Raw genomic sequence first — 19,062 nt, forward strand, 5'->3', positions numbered from 1 at the left:
GGCAAAGGCCCCGGGACCTGTCGGTCCTCGGGGCCTCGGCTCCGGACGTGGGCGATACTGGGTTCGAACCAGTGACCTCTTCGGTGTGAACGAAGCGCTCTCCCACTGAGCTAATCGCCCGGGCGCACCGCACACATTACCCGATGTCAGCGGTGCTCCTCGCCGCCCGCCCGGTCACTGGTCGATCTTCCAGGGCATGACGAGGCCGAACTTCCACAGATAGATCCCGGCCAGCACGGCCACGATCACCACACCGATGCCGGTGAGGATGAGGTTCCGCCGCCTGACAGCGGGGTCCAGGGCACGCTGGGCCGCCTCGGTGACCTTCCGCCGGGTCCAGCGGAGCACGAGCTGCGCCCAGACGAACTCGGTCGCCCAGATCGCCATGCCCGCGAAGATCACCAGCCAGCCGGGGCCCGGCAGCGGAAGCATGATGATGCCCGTGATCACCACCGCGAGGCCGACGAGGAAGACGCCGACCTGCCAGCTCAGGTGGAGCGGCCGTGAGGCCTTGATGAATCGCGGCGCGCGCGAGCCGAGCGGCCGCCCGCCCGTCGCCGCGTCGCCCGCCACCGCTTCCGTCGCGGCGTCCACGTCCACGACCGTCGGCACCCCGCCACGCCCCCGCTCGTCACTCTCCGCACGCATAGGGCTCAATCTACCCGAGCCCTCGCCTTCACCGGAATGGCGGTATGCCTCGAAGTCACACACCGCTGTACGAGGTACCCGAAGGATCACAAAACAGACAGAGGGGTTTACAACGGCACCGTAGGTGGCATGTCGATTTCGCCGACGTGCGAATCCCCGAGCGCACACTGAGCGAAAGGCCCTGGCGCTTATGAACACCACGGTCAGCTGCGAGCTGCACCTGCGCCTCGTTGTATCGAGCGAGTCCTCACTGCCTGTACCGGCGGGCCTGCGGTATGACACGGCCGATCCCTATGCCGTGCACGCCACCTTCCACACCGGAGCCGAAGAGACGGTCGAATGGGTCTTCGCCCGCGACCTGCTCGCCGAAGGGCTGCACCGGCCCACCGGCACCGGCGACGTCCGGGTCTGGCCGTCCCGCAGCCACGGTCAGGGCGTCGTCTGCATCGCGCTGAGCTCCCCGGAGGGCGAAGCCCTGCTGGAGGCCCCCGCGCGGGCCCTGGAGTCGTTCCTGAAGCGGACCGACGCCGCGGTGCCTCCGGGCACCGAGCACCGTCACTTCGACCTCGACACGGAACTCTCACACATCCTGGCCGAGAGCTGAGCCAGACCGAGAGCTGCTCGGCGCCGTCCGACTCGGGGAGACGGCGCCGCGCGGACAACCTCATACGGAGGACACCGGCGCCGTCGCCGCGGAAACCACCGCGGAGAGGGCGCCGGCGCGCGTGATCGGGGCACGGCACGCGCACGGGGCGCCGACGCCGGGCACCGCGGCCGATGGCCGTCGTGGCCAGGGACGACGGCGGACGGGGACGGCCGCGGTGGGAGTGATCACCGCTGACGCGTACGGCCACGGTCGGGCGGTCGGCGCGGGAGGACACGACCGCCCCGGGGACGCGGCGGTCAAGGCGGGCCGGGCGGGCGCGGGCCGCCGCCGGTGGCGGCCCGCGCCCGCCCGTATGTTCCCCGCCCGCCCCCGTCCCCCGCCGCCCGGCAGGGACTAAAGTCGGCGGGATCGGCGGGCGCACCGGCCCGCGGGCAGGCCAGGGAGCGGACCGTGCTGATTCCACACGACACCCGGATCGCCCTCGCCACCGTCACGGACCTGGTGAACACCGCGCCACGGACGCGCGCCGGGGACGGCGCGGCCGACCGGCTCGCGGATGTCGAGGCGCTCTACGGCTTCCTCCGCGCCCACGACATCAGCGGGGTGGGTGAGCTCGGCGAGCGGGACCTGCGCGCCGTACAAGCCGTACGGAGACGCTTCACGGAGGTGGTCGCGGCCCCGGACCCGCGCACCGCGGCCGAGCTGATCAACCGGCTGGTGGCCGCCGCGGGGACGACCCCGCAGCTGACCGACCACGACGGTTACGACTGGCACGTCCACTACTTCGCCCCGGGAGCGTCGGTCGCCGACCATCTCGCCGCCGACGGCGGCATGGCCCTGGCCTTCATGGTGGTGGCCGGCGAACGGGAACGGCTGCGGCGGTGCGGGGCCCCGGACTGCGGGCACGCGTTCGTCGACCTGTCGCGCAACCGCTCGCGCCGTTACTGCGACAGCCGGACCTGTGGCAACCGACTGCACGTGGCCGCCTACCGGGCACGCCGCAAGGAAGCGGCCGGTTGACGTTCACAGCAGGAACAAATCGTGCACCGCCGCCATCAGCAGCAGCGAGCCGATCACCGCCAGGAAGATCATCAACGGCGGCTGGGACAGCGCGAAAAGGCAACCGCGCTGCTCATCGGTGGGTGCGGGAGGTTCATCCCGGGAGGTATCGAGCATCTCGGGGCGATGATGACCTACCGGAATCCCGGCCACCGGCCAACACGTGTAACCAGGCCGGGAGTTCATCATATTCCGTGGATTGTGGCCGGGAATCCCCTACGCGGAGCGCCGAGTTGTGATCCATGTCGCGCGCAGCACTGGGTCACAGCCGGCATGTGGGCCGCTGACCTGCGCCGACGACCGCTCTCGTGTTCCTCGTGGCCGCGCGCCGCAGGTCAGGTCCGTCAGATGCCGTGCTTCTTGAGGATGGCCTCGATGTCGCTGAAGTCGTCCTCCTGGGCGGCGGGCCGCTTGCCCGCCGGGCGGCGCTCGGCGGGCCCGGCGCCCGGGCCGAGCGAGGGCGCGGACGCGGCCGGCTCGACCGCGTCCCCCCGGGCCGCCCTGGCGGCCGCCCTGCGCTCCTTGCGGCTGCCGCCGGCCCGGCGCTCCACGGCCCGGGTCGTCATGAAGAGCAGCCAGGCCACCGCGAGAACACCGAAGCCGGCCCACGCCGTCGGGCTGAAGGCCGTGTTGGCGGCCCACTTCACCAGTCCCGTCATCACCAGCGCGGCCGGGATCAGGGCGTAGGCGGCGATCCTCGTCGCCGCGAGGAAACGCTTGCGGTACGCCGTGATCGCGGCGATGCCCAGGCCCGCCGCCGACACCGCCGCGCAGATCGTCTCGGCAATCATCGGGTCCTCCAGGCAGAGCGTGTCATCGGCCGAACCGGTCTTCCCTCCCATCGTGCACCTGGCGGACCGTTCCGGGCCACGGCGGGGTGCCCACTCCCGGCGGATCTCGGGGAGATCTCGGGGGCGGTGTCCTCCCCAGGTCCCAGACCGGTCCGTGGCCCGACGGGCGGGGAGGCGATCGGGTCCTGCGAGACTGGCCCCATGAGCGACTCCTCACCCGCCCGCGTCGTCCTCGACGTGTGGTGCGAACTCCAGTGCACCGACTGCCGTGCCGCCCTGACCGATCTGCGTACCCTGCGCGAGCGCTACGGCGACCGGCTGGAGCAGCGGCTGCGGCACTTCCCGCTGGCGAAGCACAAGCACGCCTACGCGGCGGCGCAGGCCGCCGAGGAAGCCGCCGAGCAGGGCCGGGGGTGGGAGTACGCGGAGGCGCTGCTGGCCCGGGCGGAGGACCTGGCGGCCCGCGGCGAGCCCGTTCTGCTGGAGGTGGCGCGCGAGCTGGGCCTGGACGCCGAGGAGTTCGACACCGCGCTGATCGACGGGCGTCACCTCCTGGCCGTGGACGCCGACCAGGCCGAGGGAAGGGCGATCGGCGTCACCGGCACCCCGACATATGTCATCGGCGACGAACGTCTCGACGGCGGCAAGAGCCAGGCGGGGCTGCGGGAGCGGATCGAGGAGATCGCGGACCGGCTGCTGGCGTCGGCCGGGGACGCCTGACCGCGTGCCGCCGCCGGGCCCTTTCGGCTCGCTTACCGGTACGCGAGCCGAAAGGGCCCGGCGGTCACAGCAACCGCTTGAAGAAGTTGTGCCGGGTGGTCGCGTAGCCGAGGGATGCGTAGAGGCGGACGGCCGGGGTGTTGTCCGCGAAGACGTGCAGTCCCAGCTCCGTATGCCCGGCGGCCAGGGCGGTCCGCTCGGCGAGGAGCATCAGCGCGCGCCCGTGGCCCTTGCCCCGCTGCTCCTCGACGACGACCACCTCGTACACGTACGCGCCCGACGTGCCGGGGCTCAACTCGCGGCGCGCGACCCAGACATGGCCGACCACCGCACCCTGGTGGACCAGTACCTCGATCGAGGTGCCGGGCGTGGCGAGGCCGTCGGGCAGCAGCTTCGCGAAGCTCTCCCGCGACTTGGCGCGGGCCACGTCCGGGGACAGGCCGCGGTCGATCCAGCTCTGGGCGTAGTCGTCGTACGCGCCGGCCAGCCACCGCTCGTACTCCGCGGCGGTCATGGACCGGGTCTCGACCCCCGCGGGCAGCTCCGGCGGGTGCGCGGGCAGCGTCTTGACCATGTTGCGGCTGCGCTCGGTGTAGCCGAGGGATTCGGCCAGGCGCAGTGCGGCGTGCGCGGCGGGCGGCACGGAGGCCGTCATCAGGCCGCAGCCCCAGCCGCGCGCGATCTCCTCGGCGGCGAGCGCGGCGACGGTGGCGCGACCGCGCCGCCGGTCGGCCTCGTCGATCCGCAGCGTCGGCACGGACACGGCCGTGTGACCGAAGACGGGGTCCGTGGCCAGCTCGATCGATCCGACGGGACGGCTGTTCACACAGACGTCGTAGGTGCGCGACCTGCCGCCGTCGGCGGTCTCGTGAAGCGGCCCGGCCGGCCGCAGGGTGGTGGTCATCACAGGGTGTTGTACCCCCCGCGCGGTGGCGCGTCATCCGATTAAAGGATGACGCGGGCCGGGCCGTCGTCCCACCGGTGCGGGCCGGTCTCTCACGGGTCCAGGTCGGCGCCCGCGCGCTCCTCGAAGACGCGCATCGCCTTGCTGGTCACCGGCCCCGCCGCGCCCGGGAGTTCACGGCCGTCGACATGGCTGACGGCCTGTACGTCGCGCGTCGAGGAGGTCAGGAAGATCTCGTCGGCGCGTTCCAGGACGTCCAGCGGCAGGTCGGTCTCCCGGGCGCCGGACCATTCGGCGACGAGTGCCCGGGTGATGCCGGCGAGGCAGCCGGAGGAGAGCGGCGGTGTGTGCAGTTCGCCGTCGAGGACGACGAAGACGTTGGAGCCGGTGCCCTCGCAGAGCCGGCCCACGGTGTTGGCGAACAGCGCCTCGGTCGCGCCGCGTTCGTGGGCGCGGGCGAGCGCGACGACGTTCTCCGCGTACGACGTGGTCTTCAGGCCGGTGACGGCACCGCGCTCGTTGCGTGTCCAGGGGACGGTGATCACGGCGGTGTCGTCCGGGCGGCGTGTGATGGCGGCGCCGGCGACGACCAGGGTGGGGCCCTTGTCGCCCCGGTCGGAGCTCAGGGGCGACAGCCCGCCGGTGTAGGTGATCCGCAGCCGGCCGAGGTCCACGGGGTCCGCCTCCAGGACGGCGGCACAGGCGCGGCGCACCTCGTCGTGGTCGGGGGCGGGCAGCCCGAGGCCCCGGGCGGAGCGGGTGAGCCGGTCCAGGTGGCGGGTGAGGGCGAACGGGCGCCCCTGAATGGTCTTGACCGTCTCGAAGACGCCGTCGCCCACGGTGAGGCCGTGGTCGAACACGGACACCAGGGCTCCCTCGGCGGTCACCAGTCCACCGTTGACCCAGATCTTCATCTACGCGGTCCTTCCACTCGCCTCGTATGCTCCCGACGCTATCGCGAGCAGCCGGGAGGCCTTCAGTTCCGTCTCCTCCCACTCCCCCTCCGGATCGGATCCCCAGGTGATCCCGGCCCCCGCGCCGAAGCGCAGCACGGGCCGGGCCGCCGTGGCGCGGTCGATCCAGAAGGTGCGGATCCCGACCGCGAGCGCGGCGGTGCCGCGGTCCGCGTCCACCCAGCCGATTCCGCCGCAGTAGGGGCCGCGCGGGGCCGCCTCCAGTTCTTCGATGATCTTCAGGGCGCTGGACTTGGGGGCGCCGGTGACCGAGCCGGGCGGGAAGGTGGCGGCCAGCAGTTCGGGCCAGCCGGCCCGGCCGGCGAGCCGCCCCCGTACGGCCGAGACCAGGTGGACGAGGCCGGGGTGGGGCTCGACGGCGCACAGGGCGGGCACGGTGACGGATCCGGTGGCGCAGACCCGGCCGAGGTCGTTGCGGACGAGGTCCACGATCATGACGTTCTCGGCGTGGTCCTTGTCCAGCAGGTCGGCGGCGGTGCGGCCGGTGCCCTTGATGGGGCCGGACTCGACGACGCGGCCGGTGCGGCGGAGGTAGAGCTCGGGGGAGGCGGTGGCAATCTCCACGCCGTGCGCCGGCAGCCGGATCGTGCCCGCGTACGGGGCGGGGTTGTCGCGGGCCAGCAGGGCCGTGAGCGCGTCGACGTCGGCCGTAGCGGAGTCCGGCCCGGGCAGCGGCGCGGACAGCACGCGGCAGAGGTTGGCCTGGTAGACCTCGCCCGCCGCGATGTGCTCGCGGATACGGCGTACGCCCGCTGTGTACGCGGCGCGGTCGAGGGAGGACGTCCAGTCACCGGGCCCCGGTCCGCGCCATCGGCCGGGCTCGGGAGCGGGCACCGCGGCGGGCCGCACATCGGCGAAGCGGGCGCAGGTCAAGCGCCCCTCGAAGTCGGCGGCGACCGCCCAGAAGCCGGTGGAGTCGAGCGCCTCCGGATCATGGGTGACATCCCGCAGCCCCGTGGCTACGAGGCCGCCGAAACGGGCCAAAGGCGCGAGGTCGTACACGTTTGCGAGTCTAGTGCCCCTCCCGGCGAGGTTCGCCCCGTCACGGCACCGGCGCCCCGCCCGGCGGCGTGCACCGCGTCGCGACGCCCGGTGCGCACGCCCCTCACCGGGCAACCCCGCCGGTCGCGGCCCCGCGCCGGCCGCGGGCCCCTGCCTCGCCCCGCCCCTCGCCGCGGGCCCGGCCCGGGCCCGCGGCGAACGCACCGCAGCACGCTGCGGAAACGCGTTTTTGTACTGGCCCCGGAATCCGCTAGAGTTCAACACGTCGCCGGGCCGCGCAACTGGACCCGGAAAACGGCACGCGGACGTAGCTCAGTTGGTAGAGCGCAACCTTGCCAAGGTTGAGGTCGCCAGTTCGAACCTGGTCGTCCGCTCGGACAGTGGGGGATCTTCACGGAGTTCCCGCACTCCTGGTGGAGTGGCCGAGAGGCGAGGCAACGGCCTGCAAAGCCGTCTACACGGGTTCAAATCCCGTCTCCACCTCCAAGGACGATTAGCTCAGCGGGAGAGCGCTTCCCTGACACGGAAGAGGTCACTGGTTCAATCCCAGTATCGTCCACTGAATCCTGGATCCGTCCGGATTCCCCCGCGCGATTAGCTCAGCGGGAGAGCGCTTCCCTGACACGGAAGAGGTCACTGGTTCAATCCCAGTATCGCGCACGCGGCACACGCACCAACGCAGGTTCACCTGCGCGATTAGCTCAGCGGGAGAGCGCTTCCCTGACACGGAAGAGGTCACTGGTTCAATCCCAGTATCGCGCACGCATGGGGAGCCCCCGGTCGGATCATCGACCGGGGGCTTCTTCTGTGGCCGGTGACCAGGGGGGGACCGGCGGGGCGGGCACGCGAAACGGCCGGTCAGCTCCCCAGCTGACCGGCCGATCACTGCCGTCCGCCGCACCCCCGTCCCCACGGGGTTTTGGCCGGATGTCCCCGACCCGGGCCGCTCTCCCGGGTCCGGGGCGCCGCTCAGCGCCCCAGCATCACGCCCACGGACGACGCCTGTGTCACCACTGCCTCCCAGCCGCCGAAGGCGACCACGAGCAGTGCCGCCAGGGGGAGGACCATCGCCGTCGCCACCAGCGGGTGGCGCCTGCCGGACGGGCGGGCGGCGAACGCGGCGAACGCCCTGCGCCCCCGTGTCCGGATCATCGCCCGCGCTGCCGTGTCCGCCATGTCCCTCTCCCTGTCCGTTCAGGAGCGGCGGGTGTCGACCTCGGGGGACGAGTGCTGCACCCGCCGCATGGCCCCAACACTAGGGACCGGGCGGACGTACGGCGTCATGCCCGCGTACCGATTGCCGGGCCTCCCGGAGGATGACGCGCGCGCCCGGGACGTACTCCCCTGGGTGGAGAGCGGGTCCTAGGACTGGGGGGATTCCCTGAGAGGAGGACGCTGCGCCGGTGCGTCCACGGGCGCCGGCTGCTCGACCAGCGCGAGCACCCGGCTCGCCATGAAACGCGCCGTCCTGACCACCGCCCCGCTACGGGTGACTTCGCTCACTTCCACCACGCCACGGCGCACGGCCGTCTCCACCCGGCGGCCCGCCCTGCTCGCCACCACTTCGTACGTACGCGTCGTGTCCCCGGCGTCCACGACTATCTCCACACGGTCACCCTTCACGATCCAATCCCCCTTCTGTACCGGATCTTTGGGATCTCGCACGGAGCGGGGACCCGGGATCGCTCCGCCCGCGGCCCCGCCCCCTGACCACTTCTCAAGTTTCCCACCCGGCACTGACAATCGGTCGGTCCGCGAGGGCGCGGCCTATGAGCGCACCGGGGTGCGGGTACGTAAGCTGTGCCACGTCACACGGACGACCGGGCAGCGGGGATGGACATGGCGATGATGCGGCTCCGGCGCGAGGACCCGCGTGTCGTCGGCTCGTTCAGGCTGCACCGGCGGCTGGGCGCGGGCGGCATGGGCGTGGTCTACCTGGGTTCCGACCGGCGGGGCCAGCGCGTCGCGCTGAAGGTGATCCGGCCGGATCTGGCCGAGGACCAGGAGTTCCGGTCGCGGTTCGCCCGTGAGGTGTCCGCCGCCCGACGGATCCGGGGAGGCTGTACGGCGCGTCTCGTGGCCGCCGATCTCGAAGCGGACCGGCCGTGGTTCGCCACCCAGTACGTCCCCGGGCCCTCGCTGCACGACAAGGTCAACGAGGAGGGCCCGCTCACCGCGGCCGAGGTGGCATCGGTGGGTGCCGCGCTGTCCGAGGGGCTGGTGGCCGTGCACGAGGCGGGGGTCGTGCACCGCGACCTCAAGCCGTCGAACATCCTGCTCTCCCCCAAGGGACCGCGCATCATCGACTTCGGCATCGCCTGGGCGACCGGCGCGAGCACGCTGACGCACGTGGGCACGGCCGTCGGCTCGCCCGGGTTCCTGGCCCCCGAGCAGGTGCGCGGCGCGGCGGTCACGCCCGCGACGGACGTGTTCTCGCTGGGCGCGACGCTGGCGTACGCGGCCACCGCCGATTCGCCGTTCGGGCACGGCAGTTCCGAGGTCATGCTCTACCGGGTGGTGCACGAGGAGGCCCAGCTGTACGGGGTGCCGGACGCCCTCGCGCCGCTGGTGCGGGCCTGTCTGGCGAAGGACCCGGAGGAGCGGCCCAGCACGCTCCAGCTGTCCATGCGGCTCAAGGAGATCGCCGCGCGGGAGGCGCAGGGGCTGTCCGACAGCCGGCCGTTCGTCCGGCGGGCCCGGGAGGGGCAGGAGCCGCCGGCGCCCCGGCTGACCGAGCGGTACACGGAACGCGCCGCCGAGCGCATGTCCGACCGCGGCTCCGTCGGCTCCCCCGGCCGGGCTCCGGGCGGCCAGGGATCCCGGTCCGCCGGTCCCCCACGCGGTACGGGCTCCTCCCCCCGGCCCGGTGGCGCGCGGGCCCCGCGGCCCCGTGGCGGCTCGCCCACCGGAGGGAGCAGGCGGACCGGCGCGCGGCCCTCGGCCTCCGGACTCAGACCGGCCAATCCGCGCCTGCTGCGGCAGCGGCTGATCGTCTTCGTCGTGGTGACGCTCATCGTGGCACTGGGGATCGCGGCGGCCCAGCAGCTCTGAGGGGCCTTTCACTGTGCCCGTCCGGTGGCCGGCGGGCCCGTCAGCTCTCCGGGCGGCCCGCCGTGACCGCGTAGAAGGCGACCGCCGCGGCGGCACCGACGTTCAGCGAGTCCACCCCGTGTGCCATGGGGATACGGACCCGGGTGTCGGCCGCCTCGAGCGCCCGCCGGGACAGCCCGTCGCCCTCCGCGCCCAGCATCAGCGCGACCCGTTCCATCCGGTGCGGCGCGACAGTGTCCATCGGCACCGCCGCCGCGTCCGGGGTGAGGGCCAGCAGCCGGAAACCCGCTTCCCGGACGGCCTCCAGCGCGGTCGGCCAACCGTCGAGACGGGCGTACGGGACGGCGAAGACCGCGCCCATGGAGACCTTCACCGAACGCCGGTAGAGCGGATCGGCGCAGTCCGGGGAGAGCAGGACCGCGTCCATCCCGAGCGCGGCGGCGCTGCGGAAGATCGCGCCGATGTTGGTGTGGTCGTTGACCGCCTCCATCACCGCGACGCGGCGGGCCGTACGCAGCACCTCGGCCGTCGTCGGCAGCGGTTTACGGCCCATGGAGGCCAGGGCGCCCCGGTGCACGTGGTAGCCGGTGACCCGCTCGGCGAGCCGGGGCTCGACCACGTACACCGGTGCCCCGGCGGACTCGATGACGTCCCGCATCGCGTCCGCCCACCTGGCCGACAGCAGCATGGACCGCATCGCGTACCCGGCCTGCCCGGCACGGCGGATGACCTTCTCTCCCTCGGCGATGAACAGGCCCTCGGCCGGTTCCCGCCGACGGCGCAGTTCCACGTCGGTCAGGCCGGTGTAGTCCCGCAGGCGCGGGTCGTCGGGGTCGTCGACGGTGATGAGGTCAGCCACGGCCGGGCGCCGCCCCGGTCGGGTCCGCGTCGGCCGGGGCGGGGACCGCGCCGGCCGCGGTGCGCGGCGCGGTCCCCGCCGTGGCGGCCCGGGTGTCGGCCGCCACGGCCACCACGTCCCCGATGACGATGACGGCGGGCGGCCGTACCTGTTCGGCCCTGGCCCGCTCCCCCACCGTCGCGAGCGTCGCGTCCACCCTGCGCTGGGCGGCCGTGGTGCCCTCCTGGACCAGGGCGACGGGTGTCCCGGGGTCCTTGCCGTGCGCGACGAGCGCCTCGGCGATGGCGCCGATCTTGTCGACGGCCATCAGCAGCACGAGCGTGCCGCGGAGCCGGGCCAGCGCGGCCCAGTCCACCAGGGAACGGTCGTCGTCCGGCGTGACATGACCGCTGACGACGGTGAACTCGTGGGCCACCCCCCGGTGGGTGACGGGGATCCCGGCGGCGCCGGGCACGCTGATGGAGCTGGAGATGCCGGGCACCACCGTGCACGGGACGCCCGCCCGGGCGAGCGCCTGCGCCTCCTCCATGCCGCGCCCGAACACGAACGGGTCGCCGCCCTTGAGCCGTACGACCGCCTTGCCCGCCCTGGCGTGTTCGATCAGCGCCTCGTTGATGGCCTCCTGGGCCATGGCGCGGCCGTACGGGATCTTCGCCGCGTCGATCACCTCGACGTGCGGCGGCAGTTCGTCCAGCAGGTCGCGCGGGCCCAGCCGGTCGGCGATCACGACATCGGCCTCGGCCAGGAGCCGCCGGCCGCGCACGGTGATCAGGTCGGGGTCGCCGGGGCCGCCGCCGACGAGGGCGACGCCGGGGGTGCGGGTGCGGTGCTGGGGGGCGGCGAGGGTGCCTTCGCGCAGTCCCTCGACGATGGCGTCCCGTACGGCGGCGGAGCGGCGCGGGTCGCGGCCGGTGAGCACGGCGACCGTGACACCCTCGTCCCGGCCGGTGGCCGGGGTCCAGGCGGTGGCGGCGTCCGCGTCGTCGCTGCGGACACACCAGACGCGGGCGCGCTCGGCCTCGGCGGAGGCGGCGCGGTTGGCCTCGGGGTCGCTGGAGGCGACGAGGACGTACCAGGCGCCGTCGAGGTCGCCCTCCTGGTAGCGCCGGCGCTCCCAGCGGATCTCCCCGCTCGTCGCCATGGCCTCGACGGAGGGCGTCGCGGACGGCGAGACGAGCAGGACGTCCGCGCCGGCCGCGATGAGCGCGGGCAGCCTGCGCTGGGCGACCTGACCGCCGCCGAGGACGACGACGCGCCGTCCGGCGAGGCGGAGTCCTACGGGGTAGGCGGGGTGCGTCGTCTGCGCGGCGCGGTCGGCGTGCTCGGCCATATCGGTAGGGGCTCCTCGGACAGCGGGCGGGTGGTGCGGCGCGGGCGTGCGGTGCGCATCGCGCCGGGCGCGTTGCGCGGTGCGGCCGGGCGCGGGACACGGGCTGCCGGCCGCGGGCCGCTGCGTCGGTGAAGCGGCTGGTGGGGGCGGGTGGCCCGAGGATCAGCTTACGGGGCTGCGGCGCGCGGGGGTGCGCCCACCACGCTCTGTCCCGGCCCTTCCTCGGGCGCGCCCACCGCGGCAGACGCCACGCCGCGCCCGGTCCGGCGTGTCCGGTCCGGCGTGTCCGGTCCGCCCGGGGACGTGCCCGGGGCCGGCGGGTACGGGGCGGAGGCCCGCTCCCGTGTACCAGGGGGCGGAGCCGGGGACGGACGGCCGCCGGGCCCGTCTGGGCTCACGGCCGATCCCGCGGCTCCGTGTGCCCGGCGTCCGGACCGGGAGGGGCGGCCTCCCCGCCGGGTCCGTGGATGCGCGGAGGCCCGACGGGGCAGCGGCCCGCTACTTCTCCGTCACCCCCGCCGAATCGAACGTCGCCACCTCGTGCATCGCGCGCGCGGCGCTCTGGATCACCGGCAGGGCGAGCAGCGCGCCCGTGCCCTCGCCCAGGCGTAGGTCGAGGTCCACCAGCGGACGCAGGCCCAGCTTGTTGAGGGCCACCACATGGCCCGGTTCCGCGCTGCGGTGGCCCGCGATGCACGCCGCCAGGGCTTCCGGCGCGATCGCGCGCGCCACCAGCGCCGCCGCCCCCGCGCTCACACCGTCCAGGACCACCGGTGTCCGCATCGACGCGCCGCCGAGCAGGAAGCCGACCAGCGCCGCGTGTTCGAGACCGCCGACGGCGGCGAGGACGCCGATGGGGTCGGACGGGTCGGGCTGGTGGAGTTCGAGCGCGCGGCGCACCACGTCGACCTTGCGCGCGTGCATCTCGTCGTTGACGCCCGTGCCGCGCCCGGTCACCTCCGCCGGGTCCTGGCCCGTGTAGACGGAGATCAGCGCGGCGGACACGGTGGTGTTGGCGATGCCCATCTCGCCCGTCAGCAGCGCCTTGTTGCCCGCGGCCACCAGGTCGCGCGCCGTCTCGATGCCGACCTCGATCGCGGACAGGACCTCTTCGCGGGTCAGCGCGTGTCCGGTCGTGAAGTCGGCCGTGCCGGCGCGGACCTTGCGCGGCAGCAGGCCCGGGGTGGCGGGGAGTTCGCTCGCGACCCCCACGTCGACGACGCACACCTCCGCCCCCACCTGGGTCGCGAACGCGTTGCACACCGCCCCGCCGGCCAGGAAGTTGGCGACCATCTGTCCGGTCACCTCCTGGGGCCACGGGGTCACGCCCTGGGCGTGCACGCCGTGGTCGCCCGCGAAGACCGCTACGGCGGCCGGCTCCGGGATCGGCGGCGGGCACATCCGGGACAGCCCGCTCAGCTGTGCCGAGATGATCTCCAGCATGCCGAGCGCACCGGCCGGCTTGGTCATCCGCTTCTGGCGCTCCCACGCCTCACCGAGCGCCTTGGCGTCCAGCGGGCGGATGCCGGTGATGGTCTCCTGGAGCAGATTGTGCGGGTCCTCGCCCGGCAGGGCCCGGCGGCCGTAGGTCTCCTCGTGCACGACCCAGGACAGCGGTCGCCGCTTGGACCAGCCCGCCTGGAGCAGTTCCGGCTCCTGCGGGAACTCGTCCACGTAGCCGACGCAGAGGTACGCCACGACCTCGAGGTGCTCGGGCAGGCCCAGCGTGCGGACCATCTCCCGCTCGTCGAAGAAGCTGACCCAGCCGACGCCGAGGCCCTCGGCGCGGGCCGCGAGCCAGAGGTTCTCCACGGCGAGCGCGGAGGAGTACGGCGCCATCTGCGGCTGGGTGTGCCGGCCGAGGGTGTGGCGTCCGCCGCGCGTCGGGTCGGCGGTGACGACGATGTTCACCGGGGTGTCGAGGATGGCCTCGATCTTCAGTTCCTTGAACTGCTTGGCCCGGCCCTTGGGCAGCGACTTGGCGTACGCGTCGCGCTGGCGCTGGGCCAGTTCGTGCATCGACCGCCGGGTCTCGGCGGAGCGGATGACGACGAAGTCCCAGGGCTGTGAGTGGCCCACGCTGGGGGCCGTGTGCGCGGCTTCCAGGACGCGGAGCAGCACCTCGTGCGGGATGGGGTCGGGGCGGAAGCCGTTGCGGATGTCACGGCGCTCGCGCATCACGCGGAGCACCGCCTCGCGCTCGGCGTCGTCGTAGCCGGACTCGGCGGGCGTGCCGGGGGTCTCGTCCTGGGTGGCGGGAGCGGTGGCACCGGTCGCCTCCGGTGTCTCGGTCTCCGTCCCGGACTCCGCCTCGGTCCCGGACTCCGCCTCGGTCCCGGACTCCGCCTCCGTCCCGGACTCCGGCCGGATCTCGGTCAGCGCCTCGGCGGCCGGAGCCGGCTGAGGTGCTGAGTCCGGTACGGAGTCCGCTGCCGGCGTCGCCGCCGGCGCGGTCGCGGGGGCCGGTCGAGCGGGCTCGGGCTCGGGCACGGGGTCCTGGGGGGCTTCCTGGGCCTCCTGGGGGGCCTCCTGAGCGGTCTCCCGCTCGGCCCGGTGCTCCCGCGGCTGCTCGGAAGCAGGCGCGGCGGAGGGTTCGGGTGCGGGTTCCGGTACGGACTCGGGAGCGGGCGGGGCGGCGGGCACCTCCGCCTCCTCCGCGGCGGGCGCCCGGCCGGCTTCGGTCCGGTCTTCCGCAACGGGCTCGGCTTCGGCTTCGGCTTCGGGGGACGGCTGGGGAGCGGGCTCCGGGGCCGCTTCCTGGACGACGGGCTGCTCGGTGGCAGGTTCCGTCTCGGGGGCCGGGGCTTCCGCCTGATCAGGCGTCTGGACCTGGGCCTGTGCCTGCGCCGGTTCGGCTGCCCGCACCGGCTCGGCCTGCGCTTCCGGCCGCTCCTCCGGTACGGCCTCGGCGGCCGGTTCGGGTAGCGGCTCCGGCTCCGTCACCTGCTCCGGCTCCTGCTGAACGGCGGGCGCCGGCTCCTGTCCCGCCTCGGCCACCGGAGCGGGGGGCTCGGTCACCGGGGCCGGTTCCGCCGGGGCCTCCGGCACGGGCGCCTCGGCCATGGCGGCGGGCTCCGCGACGGCGGCCTCCGGTACCGGGACGGGCTCGGCGGCCGGCTGCGCGGCGGGTTCCACTGCCGCGGCTTCGGGGGCCTCCTCTCCCTGCGGGACCTGCGGCTCCTGAGGCGCCGGCACCTCCTGGGGCGCCTGTGTCGTCCCGGGGGGCTCCGTCACCTGCTCGGGGACCGGCGTGGGAACCGCCTCGGGGACGACCGTTTCTGCGGGCGCCTCCGCCTCGGCCGTGGCCGGCCCGGGACCGGACTGCTGCCGCGGCTGCGGCTCGGCCGGGGCCTCCGTCGTCCACGGCTCGCCCGCCTGCGGGGGCATCTCGCCCAGCTGCGGCCCCGGCGGCGTCGCGCCCTCGCCCCCCGCGACGGCGGGCTGATCCACCGCGACCGCCGGGGCGGCCTGGGGCGGCGCCTGAACCTGGACCTGGGCCGGGGCCTGGACGGGGACCTGGACCGGCGCGGCCGCCTGGGCCTGCTGGGGCCGCTTCCGCGCCCGCGCGGTGGGCGACGGGGCACCCGCGGGCCCCCGGTCGGCGAGCGAGCGCACCACGCCGCCCGTCGGGTCGGGCACCGGCGGGCCGAGGTGCAGCGGACGGCGCGGCGGCATCGGGGCGGCCGGGGCCGACGCCGGGGCGGGCGTGGGCGGCATCCGTACACCGCTGAGGTCCACCGAACCGGTGTCGCGGCCCCCCGTCTCGTGCGCGTCCGGCTGGTGCGGGGCCCGGGTTCCGGCGGCGGCCTCCGGCGCCTGGCCCGGGTCGGGAACGCCCGTCCCGGCCTCCGGAACCGCCTGCGCCGACGCCGCCGTGTCCGGCCCCGCCGGGGCGAACCCGGGCTGTTCGGGCGTCTCATGGGCGTGCCGCGCCTCCGCGACGGCCTGCTGCCCCGGCATCGCCGGGCCGCCCTGGGCCTGAGCCGGCAGCTGCGTCTGGGCCTGGGCCACCGGCTCCGCCGTCGGCGCCGGCTGTTCTATGGGCGGTACCTGCTGCTGGACCGCGACCTGCTGGACCTGGGCCTGCTCGGGGTTCGCGTACGCCTCGGCGCCCTGGCCGGGGTGACCGGCCGCCCCCGCGCCCGCGTACACCTCGGCGGGGGCGGCGTACCCCTCGGGCACCGCGTACCCCTCGGGCACCGCGTACCCGTCGGGGGCCGGGTAGCCCTCCTGCGTCGCGTACCCCTCGGGGAGCGCGTAGCCGCCGTTGGCCGCATACCCGTCGGGGACGGCGTAGCCCCCGGGCGCGGCGTACGCGGCGTGGGTCTCCGCGGGCACCACCTGCGGATCGCCCCAGCCCCCCTGGGAACTGGGCATCAGCAGGACGTCCTCGTCCTCGGTGGCGGGCGCCGAGGGGTCCAGGTAGGTGTACGTGCCGGGAGCGGGCATGCCCGGTTGATCCACCATGCCTGCGTTCTCCGGCAGTCCCTCGCCCGGGACCTGGCCGGTGTCAGTCATGCGTACCCCTCGCCCATTGGTTGTGCTCCTTCAGCCCTTCGACCGGGCGCCCGCGCCGTGGCGCTCGGGGCGCCCGTCGAGAACAACGAGCGTCGGCGCCACGCGGCACGAATGGCCCGCGGTCGTCCACGAATTCTCGCGGTTTCACGCGGGCTTGCACAGCCGTGGCGGGAGGTCCGTCCCGGCTGTGTGGACTGCGCCACGTCGACGCGTCCCCCGGTCCTCGTCGTACCACAGGGGGTCCAAAACAGTCCCCTTTTCCGGACATTGACGAACGAAACGACGAACGCCCGGCTGCCGTACAACGATCGGCCAGCCTACCTCGCGCCAGGCGGAACGCGGGTCAGGGGGCGCTTTCCCGCCGCCGTCCCGAGACCAGGAAGACGACCGACCGTTCGCGCTCCGACCAGGCGCCGGTGTCGAGTTCGACGGACTGCAGGAGGGTGCACTCCACCACGTACCCGCCGCCCCTCAGCGCCGTGCCGACAGCCTCCGCCTCGTCCCTGGTCGCGGCGTGGGTGACGATCCGTTCGGGCCTGCGGTCGGCGCAGGCGACGACGACGTCGATGCCGCCGCCCCCGATCCGTACGACGTCCGGCTCGGGCAACCGCTCCAGGATCTGCGGCGCGCGGCCCTGGACGACCTGCATCTGGACCCCGGCGCGGCGGGCGGCCGCGGCGGTGCTGGCGCAGGCCCCCGGCTCGTCGTCCACGGCGATGACGGCGGCGCCGAACCTGGCGGCCTCCGCCGCGATCGCCCCGCTGCCCGAGCCGATGTCCCAGACGAGGTCGCCGGTACGCGGGCCGAGCCTGGCCAGTTGGGCGGCGCGCAGCCAGGTCGACTCGCCCTCGTCGAGGGTGACGCCGTACTCCGCGGTGGGCAGTGCCCAGCCGCGGGCGGCGGGCGGGTAGCCGGGGTCCCGGCCCGCGAGCCAGCCCGCGCCCGGGGAGGCCGCCGTGCCGATCCCGCCGATGACGATCACGACATTGGGGTCGCGCCAGACGTGGTCGGCGGCCTTGTCGGAGGTCAGCACGCTGACCTGTTCCCGCTCGGTGCCGAGTTCCTCGCAGATGACGAAGGTGCGGTGGACGCCTTCGAGGAGCAGGGCGAGTTCGGCGGGGCCGGCGCCCGGGGAGGTGAGGACGGCGACCTTGGTGTGCGCCCGGCAGACATTGACGGCACGGCGCAGGGTACGCGGGTGGGCGACCACGATCTGGGCGTCGTCCCAGGCCATCCCGGCGCGGGCGAAGGCGGTGGCCACGGCGGAGACCGCCGGTACGACCTCGACCTCCAGGCCGTGTTCGGGGGCGCGCAGGGTGCGGACGACACCGAAGAAGCCCGGATCGCCGTCGGCGAGGACGACGGCGCTGCCGCGGTGCCCGGCGATCCGGCGGGCGGCCAGGTCGATGCTGCCGAGCCGGATGCGCTCGGCGTTCGGCGGCACCTCGGGGAGCGCGAGGTGGTGGGCGGCACCGGCGACCAGGGTGGCGGCCGAGAGCGCGGACCTGGCCGCGGGGGCGAGGGGCGAGCCGTCCCAGCCGATCACCATGACGCGGTCGGCCATCGTCGTCAGTCTCCCGAGGTTGTCGCGGGCGGGCGCGGGCGGGCGCGAGGGATCGCGCGTGGTGCCGCCGCCCGGCGGTCGGCCGTCGTCGGCACGGACCGCGGCCGTGGCACGGGGACTCGGCCGCGCGGTGGCGGGCGGGTTGGGCACGGTGAGAGTACCTGGCCCGGTCTTCGGGCGGCCGGGCGGCCGGGGGTGGAACGGCCGGGCGGTGTCCGGTGCGATGGCGTGGGTGGTACGGCGGCGTGGGTGTACGGGGACGCGGGTGGTACGGGGACGCGGCCGGCACGGGCCTGTGGTGCGGGCGGCGGTGCGGGACGGCCGGTCGGGGGTGTCGCCGGTTCGCGCGGCGGCGCTCAGCGCCAGTCGGTGTACGACGCGTATCCCGAGGTGTCCGCCAGTTGTTCGGCGACTCCCTCGAGGTCCTCGGGCAGCAGGCCCCACACGATGAGGTCGGTCCTGATGTCGGTCCAGCCGCCGTCCTCGGTGCGGGTCCTGGCTATCCACGCGTTGCGCAGGACACCTTCGCTGATACAGCCGATCTTCTGCGCGACCTGCTGGGAGGCGGTGTTGTCGGCGGCCGTGCGCAGTTCGATGCGCTCGAACTTCTGGTCGCGGAACAGCCACTGGGCGACGGCGAGCACCGATTCGGTGGCGTACCCCTCGCCCCGGGCCCAGGGAGCGGTGACGTACGCGGCCTCGGTGGCGAGGGCGTGCCAGTTGGTGTTGCGCAGCCGTATGACACCGACGAGCCGCTGGGTGAGGAACTCGGTGACGGCGAAGGCGATCCCGCGGCCCTTCTCACGTTCCGCCGGTGCGATCCTGCTGACCCACTCCTCGGCGTCCCTCCTGGTGTACGGGTGCGGTACGGAGGTCCAGGCGGTGACCAACTCGTCGTTCATCATCTCGATGTGCGCCGGAATGTCCGCCCGTTCGAAGGGGCGCAGCACCAACCGCTCCGTGCTGATGGAGACGTCCGGAAAGGTGGTAGTCATGCACAGCTCCATGCCTCAGTCCGTCGTAAATGCACAGCAT

Annotated in this window: 17 protein-coding genes and 6 tRNA genes; 9 read left to right on the forward strand and 14 right to left on the reverse strand. The window is 74.3% G+C overall.

The features are described from left to right. Positions 1–48: 48 nt before the first annotated feature. Together ACU6P3_RS05090 and ACU6P3_RS05095 are read right to left on the reverse strand one after the other, a co-directional pair. Positions 49–120, reverse strand: a tRNA-Val gene (locus ACU6P3_RS05090). A 54-nt stretch (positions 121–174) separates the two neighbouring features. Beyond that, a complete protein-coding gene (locus ACU6P3_RS05095) occupies positions 175–648 on the reverse strand; it encodes a TIGR02611 family protein (RefSeq protein ID WP_447196102.1) in 474 nt (157 codons plus the stop codon). Positions 649–838: 190 nt separating this feature from the next. Here ACU6P3_RS05095 and ACU6P3_RS05100 point away from each other — a divergent pair, with 190 nt between their 5' ends. Next, positions 839–1,252: an SsgA family sporulation/cell division regulator gene (locus tag ACU6P3_RS05100; protein ID WP_003959770.1), complete on the forward strand. Its 414-nt coding sequence runs from the start codon at positions 839–841 to the stop codon at positions 1,250–1,252. A gap of 453 nt (positions 1,253–1,705) precedes the next feature. Beyond that, positions 1,706–2,275 carry a CGNR zinc finger domain-containing protein gene (locus ACU6P3_RS05105; RefSeq protein WP_447196103.1) on the forward strand — a complete coding sequence of 190 codons (570 nt, stop codon included), beginning with the start codon at positions 1,706–1,708 and terminating at the stop codon, positions 2,273–2,275. A 3-nt stretch (positions 2,276–2,278) separates the two neighbouring features. On the opposite strand, the gene ACU6P3_RS05110 is transcribed toward ACU6P3_RS05105, so the two are convergent. Both ACU6P3_RS05110 and ACU6P3_RS05115 read right to left on the reverse strand, forming a co-directional pair. Continuing rightward, on the reverse strand, positions 2,279–2,431 hold the full coding sequence (locus ACU6P3_RS05110; protein ID WP_199814103.1) for a hypothetical protein: 153 nt from the start codon (positions 2,429–2,431) through the stop codon (positions 2,279–2,281). A gap of 227 nt (positions 2,432–2,658) precedes the next feature. Further along, positions 2,659–3,105: a hypothetical protein gene (locus ACU6P3_RS05115; RefSeq protein WP_344277201.1), complete on the reverse strand. Its 447-nt coding sequence runs from the start codon at positions 3,103–3,105 to the stop codon at positions 2,659–2,661. A 201-nt stretch (positions 3,106–3,306) separates the two neighbouring features. On the opposite strand from ACU6P3_RS05115, the gene ACU6P3_RS05120 reads away from it, so the two are divergent. Further along, positions 3,307–3,825, forward strand: coding sequence for a DsbA family protein (locus tag ACU6P3_RS05120; protein ID WP_447196104.1), 519 nt, complete (start codon positions 3,307–3,309; stop codon positions 3,823–3,825). A gap of 64 nt (positions 3,826–3,889) precedes the next feature. Here the strand turns inward: ACU6P3_RS05120 and ACU6P3_RS05125 are convergent, their stop codons facing one another. The 3 genes from ACU6P3_RS05125 to ACU6P3_RS05135 all read right to left on the reverse strand — a co-directional run bounded on the left by ACU6P3_RS05125 (position 3,890) and on the right by ACU6P3_RS05135 (position 6,705). After that, the gene (locus tag ACU6P3_RS05125; protein WP_447196105.1) at positions 3,890–4,729 is read right to left on the reverse strand and encodes a GNAT family N-acetyltransferase; all 840 of its coding nucleotides are present in this window, start codon (positions 4,727–4,729) and stop codon (positions 3,890–3,892) included. Positions 4,730–4,821: 92 nt separating this feature from the next. Next, positions 4,822–5,643 (reverse strand): aminotransferase class IV, encoded by an 822-nt coding sequence (locus ACU6P3_RS05130; protein WP_447196106.1) that lies wholly within the window; start codon positions 5,641–5,643, stop codon positions 4,822–4,824. Further along, positions 5,644–6,705 (reverse strand): chorismate-binding protein, encoded by a 1,062-nt coding sequence (locus ACU6P3_RS05135; protein WP_447196107.1) that lies wholly within the window; start codon positions 6,703–6,705, stop codon positions 5,644–5,646. Between the two features lie 301 nt (positions 6,706–7,006). Here ACU6P3_RS05135 and ACU6P3_RS05140 point away from each other — a divergent pair. The 5 genes from ACU6P3_RS05140 (at position 7,007) to ACU6P3_RS05160 (ending at position 7,467) form a co-directional block, all read left to right on the forward strand. Continuing rightward, positions 7,007–7,079, forward strand: a tRNA-Gly gene (locus ACU6P3_RS05140). A 38-nt stretch (positions 7,080–7,117) separates the two neighbouring features. Further along, a tRNA-Cys gene (locus tag ACU6P3_RS05145) sits at positions 7,118–7,191 on the forward strand. 1 nt (position 7,192) lies between these two features. Beyond that, a tRNA-Val gene (locus ACU6P3_RS05150) sits at positions 7,193–7,264 on the forward strand. A gap of 29 nt (positions 7,265–7,293) precedes the next feature. Further along, positions 7,294–7,365 (forward strand) — tRNA-Val (locus ACU6P3_RS05155). 30 nt (positions 7,366–7,395) lie between these two features. Continuing rightward, a tRNA-Val gene (locus ACU6P3_RS05160) sits at positions 7,396–7,467 on the forward strand. A gap of 207 nt (positions 7,468–7,674) precedes the next feature. Here ACU6P3_RS05160 and ACU6P3_RS05165 read toward each other — a convergent pair. Then, entirely contained in the window at positions 7,675–7,881 is a 207-nt protein-coding gene (locus tag ACU6P3_RS05165) for a hypothetical protein (RefSeq protein ID WP_030754327.1), read from the reverse strand. Positions 7,882–8,067: 186 nt separating this feature from the next. Then, positions 8,068–8,328: a DUF8836 family protein gene (locus ACU6P3_RS05170; RefSeq protein WP_447196108.1), complete on the reverse strand. Its 261-nt coding sequence runs from the start codon at positions 8,326–8,328 to the stop codon at positions 8,068–8,070. Positions 8,329–8,538: 210 nt separating this feature from the next. Between ACU6P3_RS05170 and ACU6P3_RS05175 the strand changes: the two genes are divergently transcribed. Continuing rightward, positions 8,539–9,756 (forward strand): serine/threonine-protein kinase, encoded by a 1,218-nt coding sequence (locus ACU6P3_RS05175; RefSeq protein ID WP_447197767.1) that lies wholly within the window; start codon positions 8,539–8,541, stop codon positions 9,754–9,756. Between the two features lie 40 nt (positions 9,757–9,796). On the opposite strand, the gene ACU6P3_RS05180 is transcribed toward ACU6P3_RS05175, so the two are convergent. From ACU6P3_RS05180 to ACU6P3_RS05200, 5 genes are all read right to left on the reverse strand, one after another. Further along, positions 9,797–10,615 (reverse strand): TrmH family RNA methyltransferase, encoded by an 819-nt coding sequence (locus ACU6P3_RS05180; RefSeq protein ID WP_447196109.1) that lies wholly within the window; start codon positions 10,613–10,615, stop codon positions 9,797–9,799. Next, positions 10,608–11,945, reverse strand: a complete 1,338-nt coding sequence (cobA, locus tag ACU6P3_RS05185) for a uroporphyrinogen-III C-methyltransferase (protein WP_447196110.1) — start codon at positions 11,943–11,945, stop codon at positions 10,608–10,610. Before cobA ends, ACU6P3_RS05180 begins: the two co-directional genes overlap by 8 nt. Before the next feature lie 498 nt (positions 11,946–12,443). Then, a complete protein-coding gene (gene cobT / locus ACU6P3_RS05190; RefSeq protein ID WP_447196111.1) occupies positions 12,444–16,463 on the reverse strand; it encodes a nicotinate-nucleotide--dimethylbenzimidazole phosphoribosyltransferase in 4,020 nt (1,339 codons plus the stop codon). A gap of 343 nt (positions 16,464–16,806) precedes the next feature. Beyond that, the gene (gene cbiE / locus ACU6P3_RS05195; RefSeq protein ID WP_447197768.1) at positions 16,807–18,027 is read right to left on the reverse strand and encodes a precorrin-6y C5,15-methyltransferase (decarboxylating) subunit CbiE; all 1,221 of its coding nucleotides are present in this window, start codon (positions 18,025–18,027) and stop codon (positions 16,807–16,809) included. Positions 18,028–18,383: 356 nt separating this feature from the next. Next, a complete protein-coding gene (locus tag ACU6P3_RS05200; protein ID WP_051765856.1) occupies positions 18,384–19,022 on the reverse strand; it encodes a GNAT family N-acetyltransferase in 639 nt (212 codons plus the stop codon). Between the last annotated feature and the right edge of the window lie 40 nt (positions 19,023–19,062).

The organism is Streptomyces hebeiensis, from assembly GCF_052983195.1.

Excerpts from the sequence above, each read along its gene's own strand:
- ACU6P3_RS05095 (WP_447196102.1), bottom strand. The coding sequence starts at position 648 with ATGCGTGCGGAGAGTGACGAGCGGGGGCGTGGCGGGGTGCCGACGGTC.
- ACU6P3_RS05100 (WP_003959770.1), top strand. The coding sequence starts at position 839 with ATGAACACCACGGTCAGCTGCGAGCTGCACCTGCGCCTCGTTGTATCG.
- ACU6P3_RS05110 (WP_199814103.1), bottom strand. The coding sequence starts at position 2,431 with ATGCTCGATACCTCCCGGGATGAACCTCCCGCACCCACCGATGAGCAG.
- ACU6P3_RS05115 (WP_344277201.1), bottom strand. The coding sequence starts at position 3,105 with ATGATTGCCGAGACGATCTGCGCGGCGGTGTCGGCGGCGGGCCTGGGC.
- ACU6P3_RS05120 (WP_447196104.1), top strand. The coding sequence starts at position 3,307 with ATGAGCGACTCCTCACCCGCCCGCGTCGTCCTCGACGTGTGGTGCGAA.
- ACU6P3_RS05125 (WP_447196105.1), bottom strand. The coding sequence starts at position 4,729 with ATGACCACCACCCTGCGGCCGGCCGGGCCGCTTCACGAGACCGCCGAC.
- ACU6P3_RS05130 (WP_447196106.1), bottom strand. The coding sequence starts at position 5,643 with ATGAAGATCTGGGTCAACGGTGGACTGGTGACCGCCGAGGGAGCCCTG.
- ACU6P3_RS05165 (WP_030754327.1), bottom strand. The coding sequence starts at position 7,881 with ATGGCGGACACGGCAGCGCGGGCGATGATCCGGACACGGGGGCGCAGG.
- ACU6P3_RS05175 (WP_447197767.1), top strand. The coding sequence starts at position 8,539 with ATGGACATGGCGATGATGCGGCTCCGGCGCGAGGACCCGCGTGTCGTC.
- cobA (WP_447196110.1), bottom strand. The coding sequence starts at position 11,945 with ATGGCCGAGCACGCCGACCGCGCCGCGCAGACGACGCACCCCGCCTAC.
- cobT (WP_447196111.1), bottom strand. The coding sequence starts at position 16,463 with ATGACTGACACCGGCCAGGTCCCGGGCGAGGGACTGCCGGAGAACGCA.
- cbiE (WP_447197768.1), bottom strand. The coding sequence starts at position 18,027 with ATGGCCGACCGCGTCATGGTGATCGGCTGGGACGGCTCGCCCCTCGCC.
- ACU6P3_RS05200 (WP_051765856.1), bottom strand. The coding sequence starts at position 19,022 with ATGACTACCACCTTTCCGGACGTCTCCATCAGCACGGAGCGGTTGGTG.